This is a genomic window from Akkermansia sp. NBRC 115031 (genome assembly GCF_030268505.1).
Lineage (GTDB): Bacteria > Verrucomicrobiota > Verrucomicrobiia > Verrucomicrobiales > Akkermansiaceae > Akkermansia > Akkermansia massiliensis.
The window spans coordinates 17,714-44,454 of record NZ_BSQU01000008.1 but is presented as its reverse complement, the minus strand read 5'-3'; the positions used below and the strand labels follow the sequence as shown (position 1 = coordinate 44,454).

The window sequence follows — 26,741 nt, the reverse complement described above, 5'->3', positions numbered from 1 at the left end:
ACGGCTCCTTTCTAGGATTCGCGGCATACCATGGTTAGAGCATTGCGCAACGGCATCATGCTGCTCACCCTTCTGCTGGTCATTGTAGGCGGAACGGGCATGGTTTCCGTATGCCCCTGCCATCAGGAGGTCTTCCTCTTTTCCTGCTCCTGCCATCACGATGCCGCACCCTGCGGATGCCGTGGGGACCACGGTCCCGGCAGCAGCACTTCCAGCCCGCTGGCCGGGCACCTCTGCGAACACCAGCGTCTGGAGATTGACGACCTGACGCTGCCCGTTCTTCATGCGCCGCTTCCCCAGCCCTGCATTATCTGGCAGACCTTCCCGGATTTCCATCATCTGGCACAGTCTCTTCTTTTAACAAGCCAAACATCGGATTCCGCAATACCCGCCCCCCCTGACCCCTTCAGGGACGACGGCCCGATACATGAAGGCTTTCAACTTCCCCTGCTGATTTAACGGCCCTTTTTCGGAAACGTCCCAAGGACGTTTCCGGCTGAACGCTGCTTGCTGATTGCGTCCGGCCTTATTTGTTTCCGCGGAATTATTTGCCGCATTGTCCAAACCTGATTGGACCGAACTATTTCTATTCTCTTTTTCATCATGAAATCCATACCATTTTTCGCTGGGCTAGGCCTGACCGCCTTCCTCAGCTCATGCAGCGTCTATCACAGCGCGCCCATCGACCTGAACGCGGAGGAAGCCTCCTGGAAAGAGGCATCCCGCGTGGACACACACATCTCCGTTACCCGGAACCAGGCACGCCAGATCGGCCTGGTCATGAATCCGGATCTGAACAAGGCACGCCTGAAACTGGCTTCCAGCAATGAAGCAGCCAAACAATCGGGCTGGTGGAACGATCCGTCCTTTTCCTGGGATATTGAACAAGTCCTCCAGGAAAATACGCTCAACATGTCCGGCAGCCTGGGCTTCACCATTCCCGTGACGGGTCTTCCCGCCCTGGAAAAAAAGGTGGCGGAACAGTACAAGGAGGCGGACTTCTGGACCCTCCGCCAGGCGGAACTGGATTTTCTCAGTTCCCTGGACCAGGCCTGGAGCAAGCTGGCCGTTACCCAGCGCCGCAAGGCCGTCATCCGGGAACGCCTGGATGCGGTGCGGCAGGAAAACGGCGTGATTGAAAAACTCATTGGCGCAGGGGAAGTGGAATTTTCCTCCCGCCAGGTAGCTTCCCAGCGCATTAACGACGCCATCCGGGAACTCCAGACCGTGACGGAAACGGAACTGGAGCAGAAGATGGAGCTGGTCAGGCTGATGGGGCTGCATCCCTCCGCGGCACGGAAGCTCGGCTTCCTGACGGGACAGGGCTTCCAACTGCCCGCCGCCGTTCCGGCCCCCGGCCCCGCCGCCCTGGCCTCCGCCCCGAAAATCAAGGCCCAACTGGCAACCTACGCCACCACGGAAACCCTGTTCAAGACGGAGATCCGCCGGCAGTACCCGGAACTGGAGCTCGGGCCCTCCTTCACCCGTGACGACGGGGAAAAGGAAGTGGGCGGAGAAATAGGGTTCAATCTCCCCCTCTGGAACCGCAACCGCAAGGCCATTGCGGAAGCGCGCGGCACACGGAACCTGTCCAGGCAGGAAACCATCCAGCTTTGGAAAACGGAGTTGTTCAACGCCCGACAGCTTGACGCCAGCCAGCAGATGGTGCTCCGCCACTGCCGGACGGAGCTTCAGCGCATGGAGTCCTTCGCCTCCTCCGTCCGGACCATGGAGAAACTGCACGGCATCGGGGAAGCCTCCCTGCTGGAGCTGGCGGAAAACCGCCACCAGCTTTATGAAAGCCGTCTGGCTTTCCTGGACAATCTGGACAAGCTGCTGGCCATTCAGGCCCAGCTGCGCTACCTCACCCACGCCAACCTTCAATCCAAATAAAAATCTTCATCATTTTAACGAACATGAAACGTCTCTATTTTTCCATTATCCTGGGCCTGGCTCCCGTTTTCAGCCTCAATCCCGCACGCGGAGAGCAGCCGGCACCTACGGAACACAAACACGAGGACGGCACCGCCTGCACGGCGGACCACGGCCATGAAGACCACCAGCACAAGGAAGGGGAAACCTGCGCCGAGGGCCACGCCCATGAGGAACACAAGCACGCGGACGGCTCCGTCTGCACAGGCGACCACGAGCCTGAGGGCCACCAGCATGCAGAGGGGGAAGCCTGCACGGGCGACCACGAACATGAAGAGGCCGCGGAGAAAGGTTCCGGCCAGCCGGGGGACATGATTCCCGTGCATGTGGATGAAAAGGCGCGCCATTCCCTGGACATGCGCTTTGAAAAGGTGACGGAAGCCACTCACGGCGCGGAAAAAACCCTTCACGGCCAGATGGTTATTCCTCCCCATGCGGTAACGACGTACGCCCTTCCCGCCGCCGGGCGCGTCACCTTCAACGTAAAGTCCGCCCAGCAGGTACGCAAGGGGGAACTGCTGTACACGCTGGCCTCACCGGACATCGTGGAGATGGAAGGAAACGCCTCCCAGGCGCAGGCTGCCCTTGACCGCGCCGCGGCGGAACTCAATACCCTCAAGGAACGCCGGGCCCAACTGGAAAAAATCGGCACCCGGAACAGTGAGCTGAATACTTCCATTCAATTCAAGGAGGCAGAAATCTACAGCCTCCGCGCCGCCCTGGATGCCAGCAATAATAAACTGAAGCTGGTGACGGATTCCGGAGCTTTGAAAAACAACCTCCTTTACGTGTACGCCGCGGCGGACGGCTCCGTCCAGTCCGTGAACATGACCCAGGGTTCCTGGGGGGAACAGGGCGCGCCCGCCCTCGTCATGACCAACAAGGGGGAACTGGAATTCGCCACCACCATTTACGGGGCTGACCCCGTCCATTATGCGAAGGCCCAGCTGGCCCTGACCAGCGGAAAAAATACGGAAGTGCTGGACGGCACCCTGCGGGTGGCGGACCAGGTGGACCCCGCCACGCAGTCCCGTGCCCTGTACTTCGTTCCGGACCGCATGCCGGAAGGGACGCATGCCGGACAGCTTGCCCGGCTGGACCTGTATTCCCATGACGCCGCCACGGACGGATTTATTCCCGTTCCCAACAGCGCCGTCGTCAAGGTGGGGGTGAACGACGTGGTCTTCATCAAGGCGGCGGACGATACCTTCGTCATGAAGAAGGTGGAAACGCTGCCCGCACGGCAGGGAAAAACGCCCGTCAAGGGGTTGACGCCGGGACAAACCATCGTGACCAAAGGCGGCTATGAATTGAAATACATCCTGCCCACGGGAGACGCCGGGAGCAAGAAGGCGGCCGGGCATTTCCATGCGGACGGCCAGTTCCACGAAGGGGAACATTGATTTTCAGCTCAACGTGATTAGAGAACGGTTAATAGAAACAGGAATTCGATGAACTTTCTAATTTCATTCTGCCTGAATAACAGGATTACCGTGATTCTGCTGACGCTCGCGCTGGCGGTCATCAGCATTTTCGTGGTGAAAAATATTCCCGTGGACGTGTTTCCGGAACTGAAGGTTCCGCGCGTCACCATCCAGACGGAAGCCCCTGGCCTTACCGCGGAGGAAGTGGAGCAGTATATCACCATTCCCATTGAGTCCGCCATGAACGGCACCGCCGGGGTCAAGGGCGTGCGCTCCTCCTCCGGCAGCGGCCTCTCCTTCGTATGGGTGGACTTTGACTGGGACAAGGATATCTACCAGGCGCGCCAAATCGTGACGGAACGCCTGGGCGCGGTCCGGGAGTCCCTGCCGGAAGGCACGTCCCCGGAGCTGGCGCCCATCGTCTCCGTAACGGGGGAAATCATGCTGATCGCCCTGACGGGGGACAAGGACACCTCCACGCTGGACATGCGGCAATTGGCGGAATACAAGCTGCGCACGCGCCTGCTGGCCATCCCCGGCGTGGGACAGGTCACGGTGCTGGGCGGCCGCCTGCCGGAATACCAGGTGGTTTACGATCCCAACAAGCTCAAGCTGGCAGGGGTGGACCTTTCCAGCCTGAAAACGGCCATTGAGGAATCCCAGTCTTCCGTGCCCGCCGGGTACCTGGAGGACGTGGCCGGGCAGGAGCTCCCCATTCAGCAGGATACCCGCACCGCCAATATTGAACAGCTGAACCGCGCCCTGGTTCCGGACCACGCCTCCGGCATTCTCCGGCTTCAGGACGTAGCGGAGGTCAAGATAGACGGCGCGCCGCGACGGGGCGACGCCGGGTTCATGGGGGAAGACGCCGTGGTGCTTTCTGTGCAGAAGGTGCCGGGAGCCAATACGCTGGCCCTGACGCAGGCTGTGGACGCAGCCGTCAAGGAGTTCAGCCAGAGTCAGCTTCCCAAGGGCATGAAACTGCATACGACCGCCTACCGCCAGGCGGATTTCATTGAAATGTCCCTGGACAACGGCACGGAGACCCTGCTCATTGCGGGAGCAGTGGTCATGATCGTCATCTTCCTGACGCTGCTGAACCTGCGCACGGCCATCATCACGCTGATTTCCATGCCCCTGTCCGTCCTGTTCGGGATGATGATGTTCCCCGTCTTCGGGCTGGCCATCAACATCATGACCCTGGGCGGCCTGGCCGTAGCCGTGGGGGACGTGGTGGACAACGCCATCATTTTCGTGGAAATAGCCTGGCGGCACCTGAACCGGAACGCCGCCCTGCCGGAGGACAGGCGCAAGAGCAAGTATGAGGTGCTGATGGAGGCCAAGGGGGAAATCGTGGGTTCCATCTCCTTCTCCTCCGTCATCATCCTGCTGGTGTTCACGCCGGTCCTCTTCCTGTCCGGGCTGGAAGGCCAGTTCTTCCGCCCCCTGGGCATCTCCTACATGCTGGCCCTGCTCTCCTCCCTCATCGTAGCCGTCACCATTACCCCGGTGCTCTGCTACATGTGGTTCAAGAAGAGCAAAAACGCCGCCACGCTGGAAAGCGGGGACTCCTTCAGTTCCCGCCTCATCAAGCGCATTTATGCGCCCATTCTTGAATTCTGCCTGCGCTTCTCCAAGACGGTCTGCGCCATCATGGCGGCCATCACGCTGCTGGCCCTGTGGCTGGGGTCCACCTTCGGAACCAGCTTCCTGCCGCCGTTCAACGAGGACTGCTACACGGTCTTCGTCAGCACGGTGCCGGGCACTTCCCTGGATGAAACGGAGCGCATCTCCCGAACGGTGATGAAGGACATTGAACGCATTCCGGGCGTTCTCAGCGTCACCCAGCGCACGGGACGCGCGGAAAACGACGAACACGCGGAACCCGTCAGCGCCTCCGAACTGCTCGTGCGCGTAGACCTGGAGAAGGACCAGAAGGAACTGCGCGCCGCCATCAAGAAGTGCATTGACGATATTCCCGGCACCAGCTCCATGATCGGCTATCCGCTGGCGCACCGCATCAGTTCCGCCCTGTCCGGCTCCAACTCGGAAATCGCCATCAATATTTACGGCACGGAGCTGCCTCAGCTCCGCCTGGCGGCCCAGAAGGCCAAGGAGATTCTGGCAAAGATGCCGGAGGTGGCGGACGCGCGCGCCAACCGGGAAATCATGGTGGATACCATCCGCGTGCAGTATAACCAGGAAGCCCTGGCCTCCCACGGCCTGACCATGGCGAACGCCGCGGAACAGGTTTCCACGGCCATGAACGGCCAGAAGCTGGGGGAAGTGATCAAGAACCAGGACCACTGGAACATTGTCCTGCGCATTGATCCCAGGCTGAAGACGTCCATTGAAGACATCAAGAACCTGGAACTCATTTCCCCCAATAAAAAGACCGTGCGCCTGGCCGACGTGGCGCAGGTGTACCGGGAGGAGGTCTCCAACCTCATCCTGAGGGACAACACCATGCGGAAGGCCATGATCTCCTGCAACCCCTCCCCCAATTCCAACCTGGGGGACCTGGCGAAAGCCTGCCGGGAGCAATTGGACCCGGTGATGAACGCCATGGGCTGCACGGTGGATTATGACGGCACCATCAAGGCGCGGGAATCCGCTTCCCAGCGGCTTTACGTGCTGGGCGCCATCGTGATGGTGCTCATCGTTCTGCTTCTCTCCTCCGCGCTGGGGAGCGTCCGGCGCGCCATGCTGACGCTGGTGAACATTCCGCTGTGCCTGGTGGGCGGCATTGTGGCCGTCTTCCTGGCCTCCCCCGGCACGCTGTCCTCCCTGTTCGGCGCCGCGTACATTCCGCCCATCCTCTCCGTGGCTTCCATCGTGGGGTTCGTTACCGTCATCGGCTTCGCCATCCGCAGCGGCCTGATCCTGCTCAACAGGTACCGGGCGCTGGAACACAAGGGCATGAACCCGGCGGAAGCCATCCGGGAAGGTTCGCTGGAACGCGTGGTTCCCATCATCATGACCTCCCTTACAACGGTGCTCGGCTTGCTCCCCCTGATCTGGGCCATTGACAAGCCCGGGGGCGAACTGCTCGGGCCGCTGGCCATCGTCCAGTTCGGCGGACTGGTTTCAGCCACCATCCTGAACCTGCTCATCATTCCGGCCACAGCCAAACTCTTCTCCCGCTGGATTTCCTCCCGCCGGAAAGAATTGGAAGCAACCTCCTGATCCATTCGGGATTCCAGCGGCGGAACCGGGGAAGGACGAGGCCCCGGTTCCGCCTTTTACAATGACAGACGTAACAAGTCCTTGCCTTCCGGGCCGATAAGGAGCACACATGGGTGCTTAAGCTTCACCGTCATGCCCAAACGGAAATCCACCAGAGAGCACCTGCTCAATACGGGAGCCATGATCGTCGGGGAATCCGGGCTCCGCGCTCTCACCATCCGCGGCCTGTCCCTGCGCGCCGGCACCAATACGGGGAGCTTTGTCTATCACTTCGGCAACCGGGAAGCTTTTCTGAACGAACTGCTGGAACGCTGGTACGAACCGTTGTTCACCGGCGTCAGAACCCACGCCAACATTCATCTTCCGGCCTTTGAAAAACTGGAAGCCATCCTGGAAGACGTCATGGAGTTCCTGCTGCGCCACGGCCAGTTCATTGCCCAGCTGGTGCTGGACGCCCTGGCGGGAGAACGGGCGGCCATCCGCTTCATTTCAGGAATCCATACGCGCCACCCCCTCGTCCTGCTGGAAACCATACGGGAAGCCCAGGAGGAAGGTTCCGTGCTCCAGGGAGACCCCATGAACATCCTCATCTACCTCGTCTGCTGTGGCGGGGCTCCTTTTATCCTTTCCGGACAACTCCAGGTGCACGACCCGAATGCCGTGCGGCCCGTGCTGGATCTGCTGGGCTCCATCCTCAATGACCCGGAAAGCGCCAGGCAGCGCATGACCTGGGCGCTCCGCGGCATCCGCCAGTCCTGAGAACCCACCGGACTCCGGAAATACCACGTTGCGCCGCGCTCTTCCTGCAAAGCTGGAGCGCCGCAGGATTTGCGGGCCATGGGCTTTCCCTTACCGCCTCCAATGGGGGCGGTGGGGCGGACGGGGCGGCGGAGGCGGAGGATTGTGGTGATGCCAGTCATTGCGATACCTGTCCTTGTCGCGGTCATGCTGGACCGCCGCGCCGATGGCAGCCCCGGCGGCCAGCGCGCCCACGCCGATGGCGGCGGCCCCGCCAGGCGTCACGGCGCTGTTTCCGTAACTGTCCGTCGTGCAGGACGGCATCAGGGAAAGAGACAGCCCGGCCAGGGGAAGGAGCCAGAGGGATTTGATATGCTTGTTCATGGTGTGAAATATTGGTAATGCCGGCAACCCGGCTTGCATCCAGTAAGCGCGGCGTGCCCGCATGATTTGTTTAAGCATGTCACAGCCCGGAGAGGAATTCCCGGAATCATGACGCCTGTTATGCCCAGCGGATCCTTTGGAACGCCCTGTTCCGGCGCTCCTGGACACGAAAATCCGCATGCCTGCAAAAGAACAGACATGCGGATGTAGAAAGCGTTCATCTTCCGGAAAGCTCCGGAAAAGTCCGCCCGGATTATTTCTGCTCCGCAGCGGGTTCGATGCGGACGGGGCTCTGAATATCAAACAGGCTCTTGCGCAGCAGGTAGCCTCCGCGCTGGAGGACAAACGCGCTGGACGGGAACTTTTCCGCCAATTCACGGTAAAAGGCTCCCGCGGCGGCATTGTCCTTCTTCGCCCGGGCAATGTCCCCCAGGCACATGGTGGCAAAACCGGAAAAAGTGGGATCCCCCGCGTCCACCACGGAACGGAACAGGCCATCCGCCTCATCCGCCTTCCCACGGTTCATCAGGCGGCATGCCAGGGTAACGGAAGCCTGCGCCTTCCATTCCTCCGTGGGAGCGGAATCAATAAAAGCTTTCATCCTGGCTACGCCTTCATCCTCCTTGCCGGCGTTCCACAGAGCGACCGCCTGAAGATAGGTGGCGGTGACGGCGGCGCGGGAATCGTCAAAATCCGCCACCACCTGCTGAAGCCCCTGTTCATTCAGGGAGATTTCCCCGGTGGCGGGGGATTCCGGCATGGCGGCCACCAGCGCGGCGCCTGCCTTTCTTTCCATGGAATCCTGCATGCCGTTGTAAATGATCCATCCGGCGGCTCCGAGAACGCACAGCAACACGACCAGCGCAACCTTTCCGTAGTGTTCATCCAAAAACTGTTCATGCTTGGCCGGACCGACGGAGATTTCCGCAAACGCGCTTCCGTCGCCCATCGGCATGTTGTCCATGGCCCGTTTAATATCCTTGATATCCATAATATGTTGAAGAGGTTTCTATCGTGTTGTCCCGGTCAAATCAATCAGCTTTTTACTTATCTTCGCCATGTTCCAGAAGCTGGAGGGAATCCTTCAGGCCCAGGTTCCTGTAGATCTGCCGCGTGGCGCGGCTCTGGTTGAGCGTATAAAAATGAATGCCGTCCACGCCGGAATCCAGCAGCTCCGCACATTGGCTGGAGGCGTACTGGATGCCTACCTCCTGAACGGCGTCCGGATTGGAGCCGGCGCGTTTCAGCGCCTTGAGCAGCCGGGCCGGAAAACACGTGCCCCCGGAAAGTTCCGCCATGCGGTTCATGCCGGATAGGCTGGTTACGGGCATGATTCCGGCCAGAATGGGCACCTTGATGCCGGCCAGCAGGCAGCGTTCCCGGTAATCCAGAAAAGAATGGTTGTCAAAAAACAACTGGGTGCAGATATAATCCGCGCCGGCATCCACCTTCGCTTTCAGAAAATCCATCTCGCGCAGGCGGTTGGGCGTGGACGGATGGCCTTCAGGGAAGCCGGCCACGCCTATGGCGAACCCGTCCGGGTCCGGATGGCGTCCGGATTCGTTATATTCACGAATAAAAGCCACCAGTTCCGCCGCATGGCGGAAGGCATCCGCATCACGGTTGTAATTTTCCGTGCCGCGCGGGGGATCTCCCCGCAGGGCCAGAACGGCCCGCACCCCTGCCTGGGCGTACTGGTCCAGAATGCTCCATACTTCCTCCCGGCTATGGCCTACGCAAGTAAGGTGGGGCACCGTGGGAATGCGGGATTCATGCTGGATGCGCAGCACCACCTCCCGGGTAAGCTCACGGGTGGAGCCGCCCGCGCCGTACGTCACGCTGACAAAACTGGGATGGTACGGTTCCAGTTCACGGATGGTCTGGTACAGGGCCGCCGCAGCCTGCTCGTTCTTGGGCGGGAAAAATTCAAAGGACAGACTGGGGCCTGCGCCCGACTGCAATCTTTCTCTCAGATGCACTTTTTCTTTATTGGCTTGGCTCTATCCGGACCCGCATTACGGCTCCATGGGAATCATCACCGGCTGGGGAGCCGCCGCAGGAGCGGGAGCGGCAGACGGGGCCGCGCCGGGCTCGCCTTCTCCCATCATGTTTTCCTGCCAGCTTGCGGGCGGGACAATCACTTCATCCCCCGGCTTGATGGGCTCCTTGTCATTGTTGTCAAAAAGCGTGTTGCGCTTCACGTAGGACTGGAACACCTTCCCGTCCGGGTCAACTCCGTCGATAATCAGGGAGACAAAGATGCTTCCGCGCCTGCGGATGCCCAGTTCCTGCCCCACTTTCAGGTCAGGCTGGCCGATGGACTGGAACAGGACAAGATTGGCGTCACGGTAGTATTCCGTCACGCGTCCCACCTGTTCGGCGTCCTTGATCTCATTGAGCCATTGCAGGCGGGGGTCTCCCTTTTCAATGCTCCGGCGTTCCAGCAGGGCGCGTTCCTCCTCCGCCATGGCGTGGCGCTTCTTCAAATCTTCATTCTCCTTCTTCATCCGTTCCAGCTCGGCCGTGGCATGGGCCAGCTCCTCGCTCACCACCGGATCCGCCACGACTACCGGCTGAACGGCGGTGCCGGGCGTCTGCGTGGGCATGGGAAGGTAAGGAGAGGGATTGACGGCTACCGGAGCGGGCACGGGGGCTATCTGCTGCTGTTGAATCACATCCATCCTTGAGGAAATGTTCACATAGATCATTCCCAGAACGGCCAGCACCACCACCAGGAACACCAGAATAAGGATGCGGAAATTGCTCATGTCGTCAAATGGTAGAGGGATTATTGAATAAAATTAGTAGGAATAGTTGAGATAGAACTGGAATTGTCCTCCGCGGTCGATGGCGTTGTTCTTCTGAATCGGAATGGCATAGTCCACCGCCAGAGGACCGATGGGCAGGTTCAGGCGCAGGCCGATCCCGTAGTCGGAAACGATCTTGGATGCGCTGAAGTCAAAGGCGTCCCCGTTGACGAAGCCGATGTCGTAGAACACGGCGACGCGCACTTCTTCAATCACCGGAATGGAATATTCAAACTGGCAGAAGAAGGAGGAACGACCGCCCATCGTTTCATCACCGCTCAAAGCCGGATTGTACGGAGCCACGTCCCGGAAGCGGAAGCCGCGCATGTTGTACGGGCCGCCGAGGTAGAGGCGTTCAAAAATGGGTACGTCATGGTCGCCGTAGGAATCCACGGTGGCCGCACCGGCATTGATGCTGAAAATGGTGTCTCCGCGCAAGTTCCAGTAATAAGAGCCGTTGATGCCGAAGTTGTAAGTCTTCACATCGCCGCCCAGGCCGGAATAACCGGCCAGCACTTCAAACTTGCCGCCCTTGCGGGGGAAGATTTGCGCGTCACGGGTATCAATGGTGTAGGAAAGTTCCACGTGGCTGCGCAGGTAATCGCCGTCCTGCAGCCAGAAGAAGATGGGGGCGTTACCCTTGGCGTCAATCTGGTACTGTTCCAGGCGGTATTCCAGCTTCACGTAATCCAGTTCCCCGATCGGCTTGCGCAGGGAAACGGCAAAGCCGTAGTTCTGCTGGTCGTAATAGTCGGAGAAGTACGTGGAATTGCTGTAGAAGATTTCCGTGCCGAAGGCCAGCTTGCGGTGCAGGAACCACGGGTCCACCCAGGAGATGCTGGCATCCTGCGTTTCAAAACCCACGCGGGTATTGATGGCGAAGCGTTGGCCGCCGCCCACGAAGGAGGACCAGTCATACATGTCGAAGTTGGACTGGGTGATGCCCGCGAACAGGTACACGCTTTCAATGGAGGAGAACGCCACGCCAATGTTCAGGGAACCGGTGCGTTTTTCCGCCACTTCAATGTTGATGTCACGGTAGCCGGGCCGCGTGGAACCCACCTGGGCCACGTCCACCATGTCAAAATAGTTCAGGTTCTGGAGACGCTTCTGGGCGGTATCCAGGTCCACGGAGTTCATGGGGTCGTTGGACTGGAGGGGTAGTTCCTGGCGGATGACGTAATCCTTGGTGCGGTTGTTCCCGGTCAGGCGGATGTTGCCTACGCGGTAGGGGCTGCCTTCCGTCACATGGTAAACGATGTTGATCTGCCCGTAGCCGGTCCTGGGATCAATGCCCACTTCCTGGATGTCCGGGCGCACGGCGGCGTCCGCATACCCGCGGGAGCCGTAATAACGGCGAATCATCGTCACGTCGTCGGCCACCTTCTGGGCGGAATAGGTATCCCCGTTGTACATGCTCAAGCCGGGAATCAGCTCCTGGGCCGTAAACACCTTGGTGGGGCCGAAGGCGACCTGGTTGACCTTGTAGCGCCGCCCTTCGGTAAGCGTGATCCTCATCGTCAGCTTCTGCTCGTTGCCGTTGCCGGCGTCAAAATATTCCACCTTGTCCAGCTTGACGCGCAGGTAGCCCTTGTTGCGGTAATAAGTCACCAGTTCCGCCAGATCGTCCTCCAATTGCTCGCGGTCAATGCGGCCGGACTTGGTAATCCAGGTCAGCCAGCCCTTCTCCTTGGTCTTCATCACCTGGCGGAGGTCCTTGGCGCTGATGTGGTCGTTGCCTACAAAATCGATGTTGATGATATTGGCCTTCTTGCCTTCATTGATGTCAAAGACCACGTCCACAAAGCCGGGGCGCTCCGTCTTCTGGTAAAAATAGGAAACGCGCACATCCGGATACCGGGCTTCCTGATAATAGGTGCGCAGCTTGGAGATGGCGCTGCTGAGGGCCTTGTCGCTGAGGGCTTCCCCTCCCTTCAAGCCGCATTCCTCGGAAAGGTCCCGGTTGTCGAACGCGGTGTTGCCGCGGAAGCCCACGCCGCCCAGCAGGTTCTGGGCCGCCATTTCAAACACCACGGTCACGCCGTCGCCGGAAGGTTCCACAGCCACCGTCGTATTGCCGCCTACCAGGCCGCTTTCCAGCAGCCGTTCCAAGTCCTTGTTCACCACTTCCGGGGAATAATTGGTGCCCGGCTGGGTAGCCAGCAGGTTTTTCAGGCGGTCTTCGGACACGGTCTTGCCGGTGCTTCTATAACGCACGGAGACGCTTTTCACGGGACGCCCCTCATACGCCTGGTCACCGGGCAGAAGCCCCGTTTCCGGACCGAGTTCCCGCACCACCTGTTCCGGGGTCATTACGGAACCGTAGCCGCCTCTGTTAAGGGAAGTCTTATCCTGGGCCAAAGCAGCCGAACATGCTATCAGGGGAAAGGAAACACACAAAAAAACGGGACGAATCATGAGAGCTGAACTTAATGCTTGGGATATAAAGGACTTTTCCGTCCGCATAGTCAAGACGTGATTCCGCGTAGAACGCAGTTGCCCTGCATTTCTTACGTTGCGCGCGCATGTGCGCCTGAGAAAGGCAATTGTGTCATTCCCGTGCAATAGCTTGCACTCCAGATACCCGCTCATTACATTTATTGCCGCTCGTGTTTTGACCGCTGCCGCCATACCGGAGCCGAGACAGAACCACTTTCAATTAACACTGACCGTATTATTTATGGAAATCAACGTTGATATTCAACCGGACTGCACAGCCACGCTGAAAGCTTCCATCCCCGCAGAAACCACGGCCGCGCGCCGCGCCTCTATTGTGGATTCCTACGCCGGCAAAGCCAAGCTGCCCGGCTTCCGCCCCGGCAAAACGCCCAAGTCCATCATTGAAAAACGTTTCAAGAAGGAAATTGAAGAAGAACTGCTGGACACTCTTTTTGAAACGGCCTGCTCCGCCGCTCTGGAAGAAAATCCCAAATTGAAAGTGCTCAACTTCGGCAAGCCGGAACAATCCCTCGACGACCAGGGAAATTACACCGCCACCAGCGCGATGACCGTGGTTCCCGAATTCGAACTGCCGGAATACAAGGGCATCGAAGTCAAGGTCCCCTCCTCCGAAGTGACGGAAGCGGACGTGGAGGAAGCCCTGAACTCCCTGGCCGAACAGATTGCGGAATTTACCCCCGTGGACCGCGCCGCGAAGAAGGATGACGTGGCGATCATTGATTTCAAGACCACCCTGGACGGCAAGCCCGTAGCGGAAGCCGCGGGCAAGCCCGTAGGCTTCCTGGAAGGCCGCGACGGCCAGTGGATGAAGGTGGAGGAAGACCAGTTCCTGCCCGGCTTCGCCTCCGCCCTGGAAGGCTTGAAGGCCGGCGACAGCAAGGATATCACCGTCACCATTCCGGATACCTTCCCGATGGCGGAACTGCGCGGCAAGGAACTCGTGTTCCACACCACCGTGAAGGAAGTGCGTGAAAAGCAGCTCCCGGCCATGGATGACGCCTTTGCGGAAAAGGTGCTTCCCGGCAAGAACCTGGAAGAACTGAAAACCGCCCTGAAGGAAAACCTGGCCCAGCGCAAGACCATGCAGATTGACGAAGCCAAGGCCGACCAGATCACGGAAAAGCTGGCGGACATGCTTGACTTCAACCTGCCGGAAGCCGTCGTGGAACGCGAAGTGTACGGCATCCTCCAGCAGAAGATGCAGCAGGCCATGTACAGCGGGAACGCCCCGGCGGACATGGACAAGTTTGTGGAGGAAGCCCGCGAAGAAGCCAGAAAGGAAGCCAAGCGCAACCTCAAGGTCTTCTTCATGCTCCAGGAAGTGGCCCAGGTGGAAAAAATCGCCGTCACGGAAATGGAACTCTACAATGAAGTGGCCCGCCAGGCCCGCCAGCAGAAAAAGAACCTCAAGTCCTACATCCGCGAACTTCAGCGCGAAGGCCGCGTGCATGGCATCAGAATGAGCCTGCTGACAGCCAAGGTTCTGGACTTCCTGACAAAAGAGGCCAAAGTAACGGTAGACGAGCAATAACCCTCCTCTGCACAAGACACCTTACCAGGGGGAGTTGGCGCGCACATGCCCGACTCCCCCGTTTTGCATCCTGCAGACGGGTAGCATACATTAAATAAAACAACATCCCATCTTCAACAAACATGTTTCAAGACCAATCTTCCAAATCAGGCCCCATGAACGCCTACTACGTCCCCATGGTGGTGGAGCAGGACGGCCGCGGCGAACGAGCCTTTGACATTTACTCCCGCCTCCTGAAGGACCGCGTCATCTTCATCGGTTCCGCCATTGACGACGATGTGGCGAACTCCGTGATTGCCCAGCTTCTGTTCCTCCAGATGGCCGACCCGAAAAAAGACATCCACGTGTATATCAACTCCCCCGGCGGCTCCGTCACCGCGGGCCTGGCGATTTACGACACGATGCAGTTCGTCTCCTGTGACGTGAACACGTACTGCCTGGGCATCGCCGCCTCCATGGGGTCCGTCCTTCTGGCGGCGGGCACGCCCGGCAAGCGCTTCTGCCTGCCGAACTCCCATGTGATGATCCACCAGGTTTCCGGCGGCGCCCAGGGCACCGCCTCCGACGTGGAACGCACCATCGGCTTCATGTTCAACCTCAAGAAGCGCCTCAACGGCATTCTGGCCAAGCACACCGGCAAAACGGAAAAGCAGATTGAAAAGGACGCCGACCGCGACAACTACATGACCGCTGAGGAAGCCGCGGCCTACGGCCTGGTGGACAAGGTGCTGACGCATCATTCCGACGGACAGGACGACAAGAAAAAGGCCAAGGCCTGACCCCTGCCTCCCCCATTTCTCTCTCCCTGAAAAACCATGTCCGGTTCCAACCCTCATATTCCTGCCTGTTCCTGCTGCGGCAAGCCCGGGAACAAGGTGGACAAGCTCATCCAGATAGCGGAAGACTTCTATATCTGCAACAATTGCGTTGAAATTTGCGTCAACATGATTGTGAAGGATACCGGCCTTCCGCTGGCGACCCGCTTCATCCGCGGCATTCTGAGCATGGAGCCCTCCGCCTATGCCATGTGCCAGGCGGAGGCCCGCAAGGCCGCTGCCGCGGATATGCTCAAGGAAACGCCGGGCGCCCCGGCCTCCTACGAAGGACCGCTGCCCACGCCGGAAGAAATGTGCGCCACGCTCAACCAGTACGTCATTGGCCAGGATTACGCCAAAAAAGTGCTCTCCGTAGCCGTGTACAACCACTACATGCGCCTGCGCCAGAGCGCCGTGATGCTGGAGGACGAATCCCTGGACGACGTGGAAATTGAAAAATCCAACATCCTGCTGGCCGGCCCTACCGGCTCCGGAAAAACCCTGCTGGCGAAAACGCTGGCGAAAATGCTCAACGTCCCCTTCTGCATTGTGGACGCCACCACGCTGACGGAAGCCGGCTACGTGGGGGAAGACGTGGAAAACATCATCCTGCGCCTTCTCCAGGCCGCGAACTTTGACGTAGCCAAGGCGGAACAGGGCATCATCTATGTGGATGAAATCGACAAGATCGGCCGCAAGACCCAGAACGTCTCCGTCACGCGGGACGTCTCCGGGGAAGGCGTGCAGCAGGCCCTGCTGAAAATCATTGAAGGCACCATCTGCAACGTTCCGCCCACCGGGGGCCGCAAACACCCGCAGCAGGAATACATCCGCGTCAACACGGAAAAAATCCTCTTCATCGTGGGCGGGGCCTTCGTCGGACTGGAAGACATCATCCGCAAACGCCTCGGCGCCACCCAGATGGGGTTCGGAGCCATCACGGAACAGCGCGACCGCAAGGAATACTCGGAAGAGGAAGTCCTGGCCCAGGCGATGCCGGAAGACCTCTTCTCCTTCGGCATGATTCCGGAGCTCGTAGGACGCCTGCCCATCTTCTGCCCGCTCTCCAAGCTGGATGAAGGCCAGCTCGTCCGCCTGCTCACGGAACCTAAAAATGCCCTGGTCAAGCAATACTCCAAACTGCTCGCCATGTACGGCGCCAGGCTGGATGTGCAGCCGGACGCCCTGAAAGCCATGGCCGCGGAAGCCATGGAACGCGGCACGGGAGCCCGCGCCCTGCGTTCCATCTTTGAAACCCTCATGCTGGACGTCATGTACAAGGTGCCCAGCATGGAAGACGCGGACTCCGTCACCATCACCAGGGAAACGGTTACCGACAAAAAACCGGCGCAAATCCGCCAGGCCTCCTAACTCCCCCGCTTCTCCGCCATGCCGGAATCCCTCACCGTTCTGGGAATAGAATCCTCCTGTGATGAAACGGCGGTCGCCATCCTGCGTTCCGCCGGGGAGGGAAAAGCGCCGGAAATACTCTCCTCCATCATCTCCTCCCAGATCGCCATCCACCGCCGGCACGGCGGCGTGGTGCCGGAGCTGGCCTCCCGCAACCACTCGGCGGACCTTCCCGGAGTCATCCGGGCCGCGTGCCGTGAAGCCGGCGTGACCCCGGCGGACATCGATGTCTTCGGCGCCACGGGCGGCCCCGGCCTGGTAGCCGCCCTGCTGGTGGGCAACAGCACGGCCAAGGCGCTGGCGCTGGCGACGGGAAAGCCCTTCGTCTCCGTCAACCATCTGGAAGGCCATTTGCTCTCCCCCTTCCTTAAACGTCCCGGAGGCCCCGTTCCCCATCTGGGCATGGTCGTCTCCGGCGGCCACACCCTCTTTGTGGATGTGCGCGGCGTGGGGGACTACCGCCTCCTGGGCCGTTCCCTGGACGACGCCGCAGGGGAAGCCTTTGACAAGGTGGGAAAAATGCTCGGCCTCCCCTACCCCGGCGGCCCGGAAATCGACCGCATGGCAGCGCACGGCGACCCGCAGGCCTTCTCCTTCCCCCGCGCCCTGATGAAGGAGCACACGGCCAATGTCTCCTTCTCCGGCCTGAAAACGGCCGTTCTCTACACCCTCCCCAGGCTGGCGGCAAGCGGCGACCCTCACGACCTGCCGGAACAGACCCTGCGCGATCTCTGCGCCTCCTTCCAGCGTGCCGTGACGGACGTACTGATTCACAAGGCGCTGCATGCCCTGCGCGTTTCCGGCCACCGCACCCTTTCCGTTTCCGGCGGCGTCTCCTGCAACGGGGAACTGCGCTCCCGCCTGAAAGCCGCCTGCGACCGTGAAAACGTGGAACTGGTCCTGCCGGACTTTGACCTGACGACGGACAACGCCGCCATGATCGCCTATGTCACCTGCCTCAAAGCCCGCAGGGGACTGTTCCACTCTCTGGATGAAGACGTTGACCCCAATCTCAAATTGACGGAGGATCTGAACAGATCCAAATATTCAACGCATTCCTGATAAAGATATTACACATGAACACCCCGTATTTGCGGCATAATGATAAAAAAATGTTCATGTTTTCATTGACATCCCATATTTAAAAACGTAACATAGCGTCCGCTTTTCGTCAGGCAACACGGGAGGATGCTATTTATCCGCTAGAACCGCAGGTTTGGGCGGATTTACAACTCTCTAAGAGCAGCGAAAGGCGGAAGAAGTCTATGCTTCTGTAGCTCAGGGGTAGAGCGCATCCTTGGTAAGGATGAGGTCGCGGGTTCAATTCCCGCCAGAAGCTCCATCTTCAAGCTAGACCCATAGCAGCCCAAACCTAAACAAAACATTATGGCTAAAGAGCAATTCCAGCGCAACAAGCCCCACGTGAACGTGGGCACCATCGGTCACGTTGACCACGGCAAAACCTCCCTTACCGCCGCCATTACTTCAGTGCTCGCTAAGAAGGGTTTCGCCGAAGCACGCGGCTATGACCAGATCGACGCCGCTCCCGAAGAACGCGAACGCGGCATTACCATCTCCACGGCCCACGTTGAATACGAAACGGAAAACCGTCACTATGCCCACGTTGACTGCCCCGGACACGCCGACTATGTGAAGAACATGATCACCGGCGCTGCCCAGATGGACGGCGCCATCCTCGTGGTTGCCGCTTCCGACGGCCCGATGCCGCAGACCCGCGAACACATCCTCCTTGCCCGCCAGGTGGGCGTCCCCGCCATCGTCGTTTACATGAACAAGTGCGACTTGGTTGACGACCCCGACCTGATCGAACTCGTGGAAATGGAAATCCGCGAACTTCTCAACGAATACGAATTCCCGGGCGACGACACCCCCATCATCAAGGGTTCCGCCGTTAAGGCTCTGGAAGGCGACGCCGCCGCTGAAGACTCCATCATGGAACTCATGGCTGCCGTTGACTCCTACATCCCGCAGCCCGAACGCCCCGTGGACCAGCCCTTCCTCATGCCCGTGGAAGACGTGTTCTCCATCTCCGGCCGCGGCACCGTGGCTACCGGCCGTATCGAACGCGGCATCGTCAAGAAGATGGAAGAAGTCGAAATCATCGGCATCAAGGACACCCAGAAGACCGCCGTTACGGACATCGAAATGTTCCGCAAGCTGCTTGACGAAGGCCAGGCCGGTGACAACGTTGGCCTGCTCCTCCGCGGCCTGAAGAAGGAAGACATCGAACGCGGCCAGGTGATCATCAAGCCCGGCACCGTGAAGCCCCACAAGAACTTCAAGGCTGAAGTTTACGTCCTGACCAAGGAAGAAGGCGGCCGTCACACCCCGTTCTTCAACAACTACCGCCCGCAGTTCTACTTCCGCACGACGGACGTGACCGGCTGCTGCACTCTTCCCGAAGGCGTGGAAATGGTGATGCCCGGCGACAACGTCAACCTGGAAGTCCAGCTCATCACTCCGATCGCCATGGAAAAAGCCATGCGATTCGCTATCCGCGAAGGCGGCCGCACCGTGGGTGCCGGTCGTATCAGCGAAATCCTTGACTAAGTTCCCCTGGAACTTGTAGAGGAATCTACATAGGTTTAATGAGGGGGCCTCCCCGCAGGCCCCCTCATTTCCCACGAAAGAAGAGACACCAACAGGTCAGTAGTTCAATTGGTAGAGCGTTGGTCTCCAAAACCAAAAGTTGGGGGTTCGAGTCCCTCCTGACCTGCCACTTCTTTCCAAATACATCACCCCACCTTGAAGCATGTTTCGCAAGATTTCTCAATTCATCGCCGAAGTTAAGGGCGAACTTAAGAAGACCACCTGGCCCTGGGAAAGCGATCCCAAGGTGAAAGGTTTTAAAAAATTCCGCGAACTCTGGGGTTCCACTCTCGTCGTACTGATTGCCATGGTCTTCCTTGGCGCGTTTGTTGCATCGTTCGACATCTTCCTTCACAGCGTGGTCAACTACCTCATCCAGTTGGCAATCTAGTTTTACTCCCACTTTCTTTCTCCGATCATGCCCAGTACCCCAGAGCCTCACGAACAATGGTATGTTCTTCACGTCCTCTCCGGACAGGAAAACAGCGTTCGTGACCGCATTATCCGCAAGGCGAAGGACGCCGAACTTTCCGACTTCATCTACCGGGTGGAAGTCCCCACGGAACTCATCTCCGAAGTGCGCAACGGCAAAAAGACGGAACGCCACAGCAAACTCTTCCCCGGGTACGTCTATGCCAACATGTACCTGCTGGAAGCGGACGGCACCCTGAACAAGGACCTCTGGTACTTCATCCAGCAGATTGACGGCGTCATCAGCATCGCTGGTTCCCGCAACGCTCCCCTGCCCATGCGCAAGCGCGAGGTGGAGGATCTTCTGCCCCTGCTGGATGCGGAAGCCGTCGCCGCCCGTCCCAAGGTGGAATTCGCCGTCGGCGATCCCGTGCGCGTCTGCGAAGGCCCGTTCCAGAGCCAGGAAGGCACCATCGAAGAAATCGACCCTGAAAAAGGCAAACTGCGCGTCAGCGTCTCCATCTTTGGCCGCGCCACTCCGGTGGACCTGGAATACTGGCAGGTGGAAAAAGCCTGAGCCCCATTCGCCGGCAGGCAGCAAGCTTCTCCCGTTCATTTTCTCCGCTAACAAAGCAAAACCATGGCAAAAGAAATAACCAAAATCATCAAGCTCCAGATCAATGCCGGAGCCGCTAACCCCTCCCCGCCCGTGGGTCCGGCACTTGGTCAGGCCGGTGTAAACATCATGGCATTCTGCAAGGAGTTCAACGCCGCCACGCAAAAGCAGGCCGGCGACCTCCTGCCGACCGTCATCACCGTTTACAAGGACAAATCATTCTCTTTCATCACCAAGCAGCCCCCGGGCAGCCTGCTTCTCAAGAAGGCCGCCGGCATCGCCTCCGGCTCCGGCGAACCGAACAAAAAGAAGGTCGCCACTCTTTCCAAGGCCAAGCTGATGGAAGTCGTCAACACCAAACTCCCGGACCTCAACACGAAAGACCCCGAACGCGCCGCCCGCATCCTTGCCGGCCAGGCCCGCCAGATGGGCATTGAAGTTGAAGGTATGTAACACTCACCGCAGGAGGATTAACCAATCCGAACGCACTGCCAAATACACACATGTCTACCAAACGCAGCAAGCGATATCAAGAAGCAGCCAAGCTTGTTACCCCTAACAAGAACTACAGCATCACGGAAGCCGTGGAAACCATGAAATCTTTCCCGGCCCCGAAATTTGACCCGACTGTCACCGTTTCCTTCCACCTGACCGTGGACCCCCGCAAATCCGACCAGATGGTCCGCGGCAGCGTCTCCCTGCCCAACGGCACGGGTAAGAACGTCCGCGTCCTCGTCTTCGCCCAGGGTGATGCCGCCAAGGCCGCCCAGGAAGCCGGAGCCGAATTCGTGGGTTTTGAAGACCTCATCAAGAAGGTCCAGGAAGGATTCGTCGACTTTGACACGGCCATTGCCACCCCCGACGCCATGACGGAGGTTCGCAAGGTTGCCCGTGTGCTGGGTCCGCGCGGCCTGATGCCCAACCCGAAAACCGGCACCGTTACGGATGATACGGCCAAGGCCGTGAAGGAAGTGAAGGCCGGCCGCGTTGACTACAAGGTTGACAAGAACGCCAACATCTCCGCCGCTGTAGGCAAGCTGTCCTTCTCCAACGAAGGCATCACTGAAAACATCGTTGCTCTGATTGATTCCGTCGTCAAGGCCCGCCCGGCTTCCGCCAAGGGCGCCTACATCGAATCCGTCACCGTTTCATGCGCCATGTGCCCCGGTCTGCCGGTTGACACCGCTTCCATCGCCAAACTGTAACCCGAACCGATTTAGCACACCATGAATCCTGACAAGCGTATCATCATTGACGACCTGACCGCCCGCGTCAACGCCTCCCCGTTCCTGATCGTCGTGGACTACACCTCGATCACCGTGCCTGAGTTCACCAACCTGCGTTCCGCCCTGGCCGCCTGCGGCGCCCAGTGCCACGTAGCCAAGAACAACTTCATGCGTACGGCCCTGACGGATGCAGGCCTTCCCGACATCGGGGAACACCTCGTCGGCCAGACCGCCTTCGTGACCGGCGCGTCCGACGTGGCCGCCGCCGCCAAGGCCATCAATACCTTTGCGAAGGCCTCCAAGAAGGCCGAATACAAGGTGGCGATCCTGGACGGAGCCATCCTCTCCGCGGACGACATCCGCGCCATCGGTGAACTGCCTCCCCGCGACCAGCTGCTTGCCAAGCTCCTTGGCACCATCAACGCGGCCGGCTCCGCTCTTGCCCGAGTTCTTCAGGCATATGTGGACAAAGAAAACGGCGGCAGCGAAGAACCCGCCGCCTAATACTAACCCCTTGACCGGACGGCCCGGTTGCACTCTAGCCAAATGTGTGAAAACCGGGCCCGACTCTCCTACAGGTTCCTTGTCGGAACTCCAGCCGGAGAACTGAAATGCCAAGTTGGCTCTTGGCGCGACTCGAAACCAAACTAGAAAACAATACAATGGCTGATATTAACAAAATCGCTGAAGAACTCGGTACCCTCACCATCCTGGAAGCTGCCGACCTCGTCAAGCTTCTGGAAGAAAAGTGGGGCGTTTCCGCCGCTGCTCCCGTAGCCGCCGCTGCCGCTGCCGCTCCTGCCGAAGCTGAAGAAGAAAAGACCGAATTCAACGTCGTCCTGACGGAAGCCGGCGCCAACAAGATCGCCGTGATTAAGGCCGTCCGCGAAGTGAAGACCGGTCTCGGCCTGGTGGACGCCAAGAAACTGGTTGAAGGCACCCCCGCCGTCATCCTGGAAGCCGTCTCCAAGGACGAAGCTAACGCCGCCAAAGCCAAGCTGGAAGAAGCTGGCGCCAAGGTGGACGTCAAGTAAGCTTTTTACTTCCCGCGCAACAGGAGAAGACCCGTTTTTCTCCTGTTGCGCTTCCTCGTCTTCACATCCCGCGTGACCGACTAGAGGCTTTTTACCCGTCAAAACGCTTCCAGTCGGTTCCGTCTCCCAAGGAAGGAACCAATCAACCCAGCATCCGGGTTTTTAGGATGCAAACCCATAACATCTCCGCCACAGCAGCCCATGTCAAAGCGACTCTACTTCGGGAATATCAAGGAAGTCATCGAACCTCCGAACCTTATTGAAATTCAACTTCAATCATACTTCGATTTTCTACAACAGGACACCCCGGCCGCGGCCAGGAAAAACATCGGGTTACACGGCGTTCTGAAGGAAATCTTTCCTATCAAGAGCTATGACGAAAACATTGAGCTCGACTTCGTCTCCTACGACATCGAACAGCCGAAGATGAGCGATTACGAGGCTATCCGCGCCGGGGAAACCTACAGCGCCGCCCTCCAGGTCACCTTCAAGCTCAAGTCCGACAACGAATCCAAGGAAGAAACGGTCTACATGGGTGAACTCCCCATGATGACCAACCGCGGCACCTTTGTAATCAACGGCGCCGAACGCGTCATCGTGTCCCAGCTCCACCGTTCTCCGGGCATCTGCTTTGAAAGCGCCCAGCACCTGAACGGCAAACTGCTCCACTCCTTCCGCATCATTCCGGACCGCGGCTCCTGGCTGGAAGTCCAGTTTGACACCAACGACCTGCTCTACGTCTACCTTGACCGCCGCCGCCGCCGCCGCAAGTTCCTTGCGACGACGTTCATGCGTTATCTGGGCTTCAAGACGGACCGCGATATCGTCAGCCAGTTCTACGACATCCGCACGCTTCCCCTGAGCGAAGACATGACGGAGGAAGACCTGCACAACCTCGTGGCCGTGGACACGATCAAGGACAAGGATCTCGTTCTTGCCAAGGCTTTCGAACAGCTCAACATGGGCGTGGTTCGCCAGCTCCTCCAGTTCGGCATCAAGGAAATCGACGTCATCGACCAGAGCGAGGACGACGTGCTGATCAAGACCCTGAAGAAGGATCCCGCCCATGACGAGGAATCCGCCCTCAAGGAAATCTACAAGCGCCTGCGTCCCGGCGATCCCGCCACGGCCGCCCAGGCCCGCACGCTGCTCAAGCGGCTCTTTGACGATCCCAAGAAATACGACCTCACCCGCGTGGGCCGCTACAAGATCAACCAGAAGCTCGGTCTGGACACCAGCCTGGACCAGCGCCTGATGACGGCGGAAGACTTCCTGGCCGCCCTCAAGTACCTCCTGCGCCTCAAGAAGGGCGAAGGCATGGTGGACGACATCGACCACCTGGGCAGCCGCCGCGTGCGCGCCGTGGGCGAACTCATGGCCAACCAGTGCCGCGTGGGCCTCGCCCGCACGGAACGCCTGGTGAAGGAACGCATGACCCTCATTGACCAGAACATTGAAGGCGTGACGCCCAGCAAGCTCATCAACCCGAAGGCCCTCAGCGCCGTCGTGCGCGACTTCTTCGGCCGTTCCCAGCTCTCCCAGTTCATGGACCAGATCAACCCCCTTGCGGAACTGACGCACAAGCGCCGCCTCTCCGCCCTGGGGCCCGGCGGCCTGAACCGCGACCGCGCCGGATTCGAAGTGCGAGACGTGCATCCCTCCCACTACGGCCGTATCTGCCCGATTGAAACGCCGGAAGGCCCCAACATCGGTCTGATCAACTCCATGTGCACCTACGCCCGCATCAATGAATTCGGATTCATTGAAACGCCCTACCGCAAGGTGGAAAATGGCCGGGTCACCAACACCATCGAATACGTCACCGCCGACCAGGAGGAAGGCTACCTCATCGCCCAGGCCAACAACCCGCTGGACGAACAGGGCAACTTCACCACCTCCCGCGTGACCGCCCGCGAAAAGGGCGAGTTCATTGAAGTGGACCCGGCGGACGTGCACTACATGGACGTGTCTCCCAAGCAGCTCGTCTCCATCGCCGCAGGCCTCATTCCCTTCCTGGAACACGATGACGCCAACCGCGCCCTGATGGGCTCCAACATGCAGCGCCAGGGCGTGCCTCTCATGGTGGCGGAATCCCCGTACGTGGGAACCGGCATTGAAGGCAAGTGCGCCAGGGACTCCCGTTCCGTCGTTCTGGCGGAAGCGGACGGCATCGTGGCTTCCGCCACGGCTGAAGTCATCATCACCACGAAGGACGGGGAATTGCCCGTGCGTCCGGAAGTCTTCCTGTCCGATCCTGACAGCGTGCGCACGGACCGCGACAACGGCGTATACGTCTATCCCCTGCGCAAGTTCATGCGTTCCAATGCCGGAACCTGCATCAACCAGCGTCCGATCGTGCGCCGCGGCGACAAGATCAAGACCGGCGACGTGCTGGCGGATGGCCCGAACACGGACCAGGGCGAACTGGCCCTCGGCCGCAACGTGCTGGTGGCATATATGCCGTGGAACGGTTACAACTTCGAAGACGCCATCGTCATCTCCGAAAAAACCGTGAAGGAAGACACCTTCACCTCCATCCATATCTCCGAGTTTGAAGTGCAGGCCCGCGACACCAAGCTGGGCCCGGAAGAAATCACCCGCGACATTCCGAACGCCGGTGACGAAGCCCTGAAAAACCTGGACCATGACGGCGTCATCCGCATCGGCGCGGAAGTGAAGCCCGGCGACATCCTCGTCGGTAAAATCACTCCCAAGTCTGAAACGGAACTGGCTCCGGAAGAACGCCTGCTGCGCGCCATCTTCGGTGAAAAGGCTGCGGAAGTGAAAGACACCTCCCTCCGCGTCCCCTCCGGCTGCACCGGCATCGTGATGGACGTTCGCATCTCTTCCACGGGCTCCGGCCACCACCGCGGCGACCTCGTCGTGGACAGCGCGGAAAAGAAAAAGCAGTTCAAGAAGATCAATGACGAGCACAAGAAGAAGAAGGAACAGCTCATTGACCAGCTGACCAAGAAGCTCTCCGACATTCTTCTGGGTGAAAAGATCCCGCTGGACGTGGTCAACGAGCAGACCGGTGAAATCATCATCCCGGCCAACCGCAAGATCACCAAGACCCTGCTGCGCAAGCTGGCCCTGGTGCACGACCACATCGAAATCGAACCCAGCCCGATCCGCAACAAGATCCTGGAAATCATCACCTCCTTCGAAGGCCGCTTCACGGAGCTGGATGACGAACGCGAACACAGGCTGGACCAGATGGAATCCGGGGACGAATCCGAACCCGGCGGACTGAAGGAAGTCAAGGTGTACATCGCCGCCAAGCGCAAGCTCGGCGTGGGCGACAAGATGGCCGGCCGCCACGGCAACAAGGGCGTCGTCGCCAAGATCGTCCCGGAACAGGACATGCCCTTCCTCGCGGACGGCACTCCGGTGGACATCGTGCTGAACCCCTTGGGCGTGCCTTCCCGAATGAACGTGGGACAGGTGCTTGAAGCCCACCTTGGCATTGCTGCCAGGGCCCTCGGCTTCAAGGTGGCTACCCCGGTGTTCGACGGCATCAGTGAAGAAACCATCTGGAATTACATGACGGAAGCCAAGAAGGTGGACGGATTCACCTGGATCGGCGACGGCAAGGACGGCACGGTGGGCGGCAAGAGCACCCTCTATGACGGCCTGACCGGCGAACCCTTCCACAACCCGGTGGTGGTAGGCCAGACCTACATGCTCAAGCTGAACCACCTGGTGGCGGACAAGATTCACGCCCGCGCCGTGGGGCCGTACAGCCTGGTCACGCAGCAGCCCCTGGGCGGCAAGGCCCAGTACGGCGGCCAGCGTTTCGGGGAAATGGAAGTGTGGGCGCTGGAAGCCTATGGCGCCGCCTACACCCTCCAGGAGCTTCTCACCGTCAAGTCCGACGACGTGCAGGGCCGCACCCGCATTTACGAATCCATCGTGAAGGGTGACAATACGCTGGAAGCCGGAACTCCGGAATCCTTCAACGTTCTGATGAAGGAAATGCAGTCCCTGGGCCTGAACGTGCGCCCTGGCAGCAAGGATGAACAACCCTCCCTGCAGCTCGGCGATACGGACCTCACTCCCGTGGACGGCATGACGGAAGGCTTTGACAGCGACGACATGGCCGGCCTGGCGGACGTCGACTTCTCCGACCTCAAATTCTAATATCCACCGTATTCCAC

22 protein-coding genes and 2 tRNA genes are annotated in these 26,741 nt (G+C 59.4%); 19 read left to right on the top strand and 5 right to left on the bottom strand.

Annotation, left to right across the window (positions count from 1 at the left end; genetic code table 11):
* Positions 1-30: 30 nt before the first annotated feature.
* From QSJ36_RS11090 to QSJ36_RS11070, 5 genes are all read left to right on the top strand, one after another.
* A complete protein-coding gene (locus QSJ36_RS11090) occupies positions 31-459 on the top strand; it encodes a hypothetical protein (RefSeq protein ID WP_022396928.1) in 429 nt (142 codons plus the stop codon).
* Between the two features lie 144 nt (positions 460-603).
* Positions 604-1,893 carry a TolC family protein gene (locus tag QSJ36_RS11085; protein WP_285468672.1) on the top strand — a complete coding sequence of 430 codons (1,290 nt, stop codon included), beginning with the start codon at positions 604-606 and terminating at the stop codon, positions 1,891-1,893.
* Positions 1,894-1,916: 23 nt separating this feature from the next.
* Positions 1,917-3,335, top strand: a complete 1,419-nt coding sequence (locus QSJ36_RS11080) for a hypothetical protein (protein WP_285468671.1) — start codon at positions 1,917-1,919, stop codon at positions 3,333-3,335.
* A gap of 48 nt (positions 3,336-3,383) precedes the next feature.
* Positions 3,384-6,542 (top strand): efflux RND transporter permease subunit, encoded by a 3,159-nt coding sequence (locus QSJ36_RS11075; RefSeq protein ID WP_285468670.1) that lies wholly within the window; start codon positions 3,384-3,386, stop codon positions 6,540-6,542.
* 132 nt (positions 6,543-6,674) lie between these two features.
* Positions 6,675-7,301: a TetR/AcrR family transcriptional regulator gene (locus tag QSJ36_RS11070; protein ID WP_022396937.1), complete on the top strand. Its 627-nt coding sequence runs from the start codon at positions 6,675-6,677 to the stop codon at positions 7,299-7,301.
* Between the two features lie 90 nt (positions 7,302-7,391).
* Here the strand turns inward: QSJ36_RS11070 and QSJ36_RS11065 are convergent, their stop codons facing one another.
* From QSJ36_RS11065 to bamA, 5 genes are all read right to left on the bottom strand, one after another.
* Positions 7,392-7,664, bottom strand: coding sequence for a hypothetical protein (locus QSJ36_RS11065; protein WP_285468669.1), 273 nt, complete (start codon positions 7,662-7,664; stop codon positions 7,392-7,394).
* 253 nt (positions 7,665-7,917) lie between these two features.
* The gene (locus QSJ36_RS11060; protein ID WP_022396939.1) at positions 7,918-8,655 is read right to left on the bottom strand and encodes a tetratricopeptide repeat protein; all 738 of its coding nucleotides are present in this window, start codon (positions 8,653-8,655) and stop codon (positions 7,918-7,920) included.
* A 52-nt stretch (positions 8,656-8,707) separates the two neighbouring features.
* Positions 8,708-9,643, bottom strand: coding sequence for a methylenetetrahydrofolate reductase [NAD(P)H] (gene metF / locus QSJ36_RS11055; protein WP_022396940.1), 936 nt, complete (start codon positions 9,641-9,643; stop codon positions 8,708-8,710).
* Positions 9,644-9,679: 36 nt separating this feature from the next.
* Entirely contained in the window at positions 9,680-10,432 is a 753-nt protein-coding gene (locus QSJ36_RS11050; protein ID WP_215442365.1) for a hypothetical protein, read from the bottom strand.
* Between the two features lie 33 nt (positions 10,433-10,465).
* Positions 10,466-12,784, bottom strand: a complete 2,319-nt coding sequence (gene bamA / locus QSJ36_RS11045) for an outer membrane protein assembly factor BamA (protein WP_285468668.1) — start codon at positions 12,782-12,784, stop codon at positions 10,466-10,468.
* A gap of 367 nt (positions 12,785-13,151) precedes the next feature.
* On the opposite strand from bamA, the gene tig reads away from it, so the two are divergent.
* From tig to rpoB, 14 genes are all read left to right on the top strand, one after another.
* Entirely contained in the window at positions 13,152-14,462 is a 1,311-nt protein-coding gene (gene tig / locus QSJ36_RS11040) for a trigger factor (RefSeq protein ID WP_102721186.1), read from the top strand.
* Positions 14,463-14,584: 122 nt separating this feature from the next.
* On the top strand, positions 14,585-15,241 hold the full coding sequence (locus tag QSJ36_RS11035) for an ATP-dependent Clp protease proteolytic subunit (RefSeq protein WP_285468667.1): 657 nt from the start codon (positions 14,585-14,587) through the stop codon (positions 15,239-15,241).
* A gap of 36 nt (positions 15,242-15,277) precedes the next feature.
* Positions 15,278-16,648 (top strand): ATP-dependent Clp protease ATP-binding subunit ClpX, encoded by a 1,371-nt coding sequence (clpX, locus tag QSJ36_RS11030; protein ID WP_102721184.1) that lies wholly within the window; start codon positions 15,278-15,280, stop codon positions 16,646-16,648.
* A gap of 18 nt (positions 16,649-16,666) precedes the next feature.
* Positions 16,667-17,749, top strand: coding sequence for a tRNA (adenosine(37)-N6)-threonylcarbamoyltransferase complex transferase subunit TsaD (gene tsaD, locus QSJ36_RS11025; RefSeq protein WP_285468666.1), 1,083 nt, complete (start codon positions 16,667-16,669; stop codon positions 17,747-17,749).
* 205 nt (positions 17,750-17,954) lie between these two features.
* A tRNA-Thr gene (locus QSJ36_RS11020) sits at positions 17,955-18,029 on the top strand.
* A 44-nt stretch (positions 18,030-18,073) separates the two neighbouring features.
* The gene (gene tuf, locus QSJ36_RS11015) at positions 18,074-19,258 is read left to right on the top strand and encodes an elongation factor Tu (RefSeq protein WP_022396947.1); all 1,185 of its coding nucleotides are present in this window, start codon (positions 18,074-18,076) and stop codon (positions 19,256-19,258) included.
* 93 nt (positions 19,259-19,351) lie between these two features.
* A tRNA-Trp gene (locus QSJ36_RS11010) sits at positions 19,352-19,427 on the top strand.
* Positions 19,428-19,460: 33 nt separating this feature from the next.
* On the top strand, positions 19,461-19,688 hold the full coding sequence (locus QSJ36_RS11005; RefSeq protein ID WP_012420088.1) for a preprotein translocase subunit SecE: 228 nt from the start codon (positions 19,461-19,463) through the stop codon (positions 19,686-19,688).
* 27 nt (positions 19,689-19,715) lie between these two features.
* Positions 19,716-20,285 (top strand): transcription termination/antitermination protein NusG, encoded by a 570-nt coding sequence (gene nusG, locus QSJ36_RS11000; RefSeq protein WP_012420087.1) that lies wholly within the window; start codon positions 19,716-19,718, stop codon positions 20,283-20,285.
* A gap of 63 nt (positions 20,286-20,348) precedes the next feature.
* On the top strand, positions 20,349-20,777 hold the full coding sequence (gene rplK / locus QSJ36_RS10995) for a 50S ribosomal protein L11 (RefSeq protein ID WP_022396948.1): 429 nt from the start codon (positions 20,349-20,351) through the stop codon (positions 20,775-20,777).
* Positions 20,778-20,827: 50 nt separating this feature from the next.
* Positions 20,828-21,529 (top strand): 50S ribosomal protein L1, encoded by a 702-nt coding sequence (gene rplA / locus QSJ36_RS10990; protein WP_022396949.1) that lies wholly within the window; start codon positions 20,828-20,830, stop codon positions 21,527-21,529.
* Positions 21,530-21,550: 21 nt separating this feature from the next.
* Positions 21,551-22,054, top strand: coding sequence for a 50S ribosomal protein L10 (rplJ, locus tag QSJ36_RS10985; protein WP_022396950.1), 504 nt, complete (start codon positions 21,551-21,553; stop codon positions 22,052-22,054).
* Between the two features lie 158 nt (positions 22,055-22,212).
* The gene (gene rplL / locus QSJ36_RS10980) at positions 22,213-22,584 is read left to right on the top strand and encodes a 50S ribosomal protein L7/L12 (RefSeq protein ID WP_022396951.1); all 372 of its coding nucleotides are present in this window, start codon (positions 22,213-22,215) and stop codon (positions 22,582-22,584) included.
* 201 nt (positions 22,585-22,785) lie between these two features.
* Positions 22,786-26,724, top strand: a complete 3,939-nt coding sequence (gene rpoB, locus QSJ36_RS10975) for a DNA-directed RNA polymerase subunit beta (protein WP_102721181.1) — start codon at positions 22,786-22,788, stop codon at positions 26,722-26,724.
* The last annotated feature ends 17 nt before the right edge of the window (positions 26,725-26,741 follow it).